This window comes from Luteitalea sp., from assembly GCF_044337415.1.
Classification (GTDB): Bacteria; Acidobacteriota; Vicinamibacteria; order Vicinamibacterales; family Vicinamibacteraceae; genus Luteitalea.
In genome coordinates this window covers 1-2,923 of sequence record NZ_JBIINP010000368.1, presented here as the reverse complement: position 1 = coordinate 2,923, position 2,923 = coordinate 1, and the positions used below count along the sequence as shown (strand labels likewise).

Sequence of the window (2,923 nt, the reverse complement as noted above, 5' to 3'; positions counted from 1 at the left end):
GGTACCCGGTACCCGGCCCCGAGTCGTTCGCGCCGCGCCTCGGCAGCGTTGTCCTGTTCGATGCGCTCCCTTTACGCCCGCCTGCACGATCGCTACTCGCCGGACCGGCGCCACGGCCTCACCCGCCGGGACATGCTTCGGGCGTCGCTGGCCGCCGGGGCGGGGCTGCTCCTCAGCAGCCAGGGGTTCGCCCAGACCGGCAGCCGCGGCCGCGTCATCGTCGTCGGCGCGGGCTTCTCGGGGCTGGCGGCGGCGTTCGAACTGGTGAGCGCGGGGGTGGACGTGCAGGTGGTGGAGGCGCGCGCCCGGATCGGCGGCCGCGTGCTCTCGTTCCACGACTTCGTGCCCGGCAAGGTGGTGGAAGGCGGCGCGGAGCTGATTGGCGCCAACCACGCCCTGTGGCAGGCGTACGCGAAGCGGTTCGGGCTCACCACCACGCTGATGCAGGAGGCCGACACGGTGCTGCCCGTGGTCGTGGACGGCACCGCGCTCACCGCGGCGCAGGCCAAGGAACTCTTCGACGAGATGGAAGCCGCGCTGGCGACGATGAACGTCGATGCGCGCAGGGTCGACGCGGACCGCCCGTGGTTGTCGGATGATGCGGTGGCGCTCGACCGCAAGACGGTGGCCGACTGGATCGCCGGGTTGTCGTGCTCGCCGCTGTGCCGTCGTGCCGTCGACGTGATGCTGACGGCCGACAACGGCGTGCGCACCGAGTGGCAGAGCTATCTCGCGCACCTCGCGATGGTGAAGGGCGGCGGCATCGAGGCTTTCTGGACCGACTCGGAGACCGAGCGCTGCACGCAGGGCAACCAGGCGCTGGCCGGCAAGCTGGCCGACGGCATCGGCCGCGACCGCATCACGCTGAAGACGCCCGTCACGCACGTCACGCGCGCCTCGTCTGGCGTCACCGTGCGGCTGGCCGACGGGCGCACGCTGGAAGGCGACCACGTGGTGATCGCGGTGCCGCCGACCACCTGGAACCGCATCGCGTTCGATCCGGTGCTGCCGGCCCACATCCATCCGCAGGTGGGCTCCAACATCAAGTTCCTGATGCGCGTGAAGGGGCCGTTCTGGAAGCGCGCGGGACTGTCGCCCAACCTGTTGTCGACCGGTCCGGTGCAGATGACGTGGGAGCAGACCGAGGGCCAGCGCGGGCCGGGCATCGGCATGAATGCCTTCTCGGGCGGTCCTGCGGCCGAGGAGGTGCGCGCGTGGACGCCCGAGGAGCGGACGCGCCGCTACATGCAGGTGCTCTCGCCGGTCTACAAGACGCTGCCGGCCTCACTGGTCGCCACGCGTTTCATGGACTGGCCGGGCGACGCGTGGACCAAGGGCGGGTACTCGTTCCCGGCGCCCGGGCAGGTGATGCGCGTCGGGTCGACGCTCTGGGATGGCCTGGATGGCCGCCTGCACTTCGCCGGCGAGCACTGCGCCTACGCGTTCACGGGCTACATGGAAGGCGCGCTGCACTCGGGCGTACACGCGGCACGACAGATTGCGTCGGACCTGGGCGTAGAGGCCAAGGTGGCCATGGCAATTTGAAATTCGACATTTGAAATTGTCGCGGCGCGGGCCTTCGGCCACGCGCCTCGGGATGCCCCGCGCGCGCGAAGGCCCGAAGGCCGAGCCGCCAGGAATTTCGAATGTCCAATTTCAAATTGCCGGGGTCGTCTCCAGCAGCGCCTCGATCTCGTCGAGCGCAGGCACGCCGCCGATCGCGCCGGGGCGCGTGCAGCTGAGGCCCGCCGCCGCATTCGCGAAGCGCAGCACGTGCTCGGTGTCCCAGCCCTGCAGCGTCCCGTAGATGAAGCCGGCGCGGAACACGTCGCCCGCGCCCGTCGTGTCCACCGCGTGCACCTTGAAGCCCGGCGAGTGGATGAAGCGCGTCCCGTCGAGCGCCACCGCGCCCTCGGCGCCGATCGTGGCGCACAGCAGGCCGTCGTGCGACTCGCGCAGCTGGCGCAGCGCCGTCTCGAGATCGGTGGCGCCGGTCAGCGCCGGCGGCACGTGCTCGGCAAAGATCGGCACGGTCACCGCCTTCACGAGGTCGATGGTGCGCGGCGTGAGGCGATCGATGTCGCTGGTCACCACCAGGCCGGCATCACGCGCGATCGTCGCGGCGACGATGGCCGCCTCCTGATCGACGTCGTCCACGTGCAGCAGGCGCGCCGAGACGATGGCCCGCTCGGGGATCTCGTGGTGGCGCAGGTGGAGCTTCTCGTCGCGATCCCAGAGGATGATGCGCTCGCCCGAGACCTCGTCCACCATGATCACGGCGTACTGGTTGCGGGCGTCCTTGATGATCGCGTCGGTGCAGTCGACGCTGTGGTGCGCCAGTTCCTTCCGGATGCGCCGGCCGTTGTCGTCGGTGCCGGTGGCGCCGAGGTACTTGGCCCGCAGGCCGAAGCGGGCGCAGGCCACGAGGGCCGTGGTCATCTGGCCGCCGCAGCTGATCGTCTCGCGGCTGATCCGCATCTTCGCGAACGTGCCGCTCGCCTGCGGCACGGCCGGCAGGCGGTAGACGAAATCGACGGAGTTGGCCCCGAGGCCGACCACATCCCAGCGGGCGTCTGACGCGGACGTAGGCACGGTCGCCAAGTATACGCTCGGGGCGGGCGACCGCCGGTCAGCGCGGCCGGTCGATCAGGTGACGGATCTTGGCGATGAGATCGGTCGGCGTGAAGGGCTTGCGCAGCAGGTGCGCCGGGTCGACCGGGCGCTGCAGGAGCGCCTCCGAGTACCCCGTCATGAGCAGCACGGGCAGCGAGGGCCGTCGGCGCGAGATCTCGGTCAGCAGGTCGTCGCCGCTGCGGCCGGGCATGACCACGTCCGACACCACCACGGCCAGGCTCGGATGGTCGACGTAGCGCAGCGCGCTGTCGACGTCGGGCGCCTCGAGCACCTTGTAGCCGTACTCGCG

At 70.7% G+C, this 2,923-nt stretch carries 3 protein-coding genes; 1 reads left to right on the top strand and 2 read right to left on the bottom strand.

What is annotated here, in order from left to right; genetic code table 11:
- Window positions 1–60 precede the first annotated feature (60 nt).
- Window positions 61–1,545: a flavin monoamine oxidase family protein gene (locus ACIRDX_RS22425; protein WP_396627640.1), complete on the top strand. Its 1,485-nt coding sequence runs from the start codon at window positions 61–63 to the stop codon at window positions 1,543–1,545.
- Between the two features lie 111 nt (window positions 1,546–1,656).
- On the opposite strand, the gene ACIRDX_RS22420 is transcribed toward ACIRDX_RS22425, so the two are convergent.
- Both ACIRDX_RS22420 and ACIRDX_RS22415 read right to left on the bottom strand, forming a co-directional pair.
- A complete protein-coding gene (locus ACIRDX_RS22420; protein ID WP_396627639.1) occupies window positions 1,657–2,592 on the bottom strand; it encodes a carbohydrate kinase family protein in 936 nt (311 codons plus the stop codon).
- 37 nt (window positions 2,593–2,629) lie between these two features.
- Window positions 2,630–2,923 (bottom strand): response regulator (locus tag ACIRDX_RS22415; protein ID WP_396627638.1); only part of this gene is annotated, 294 nt, incomplete at its 5' end.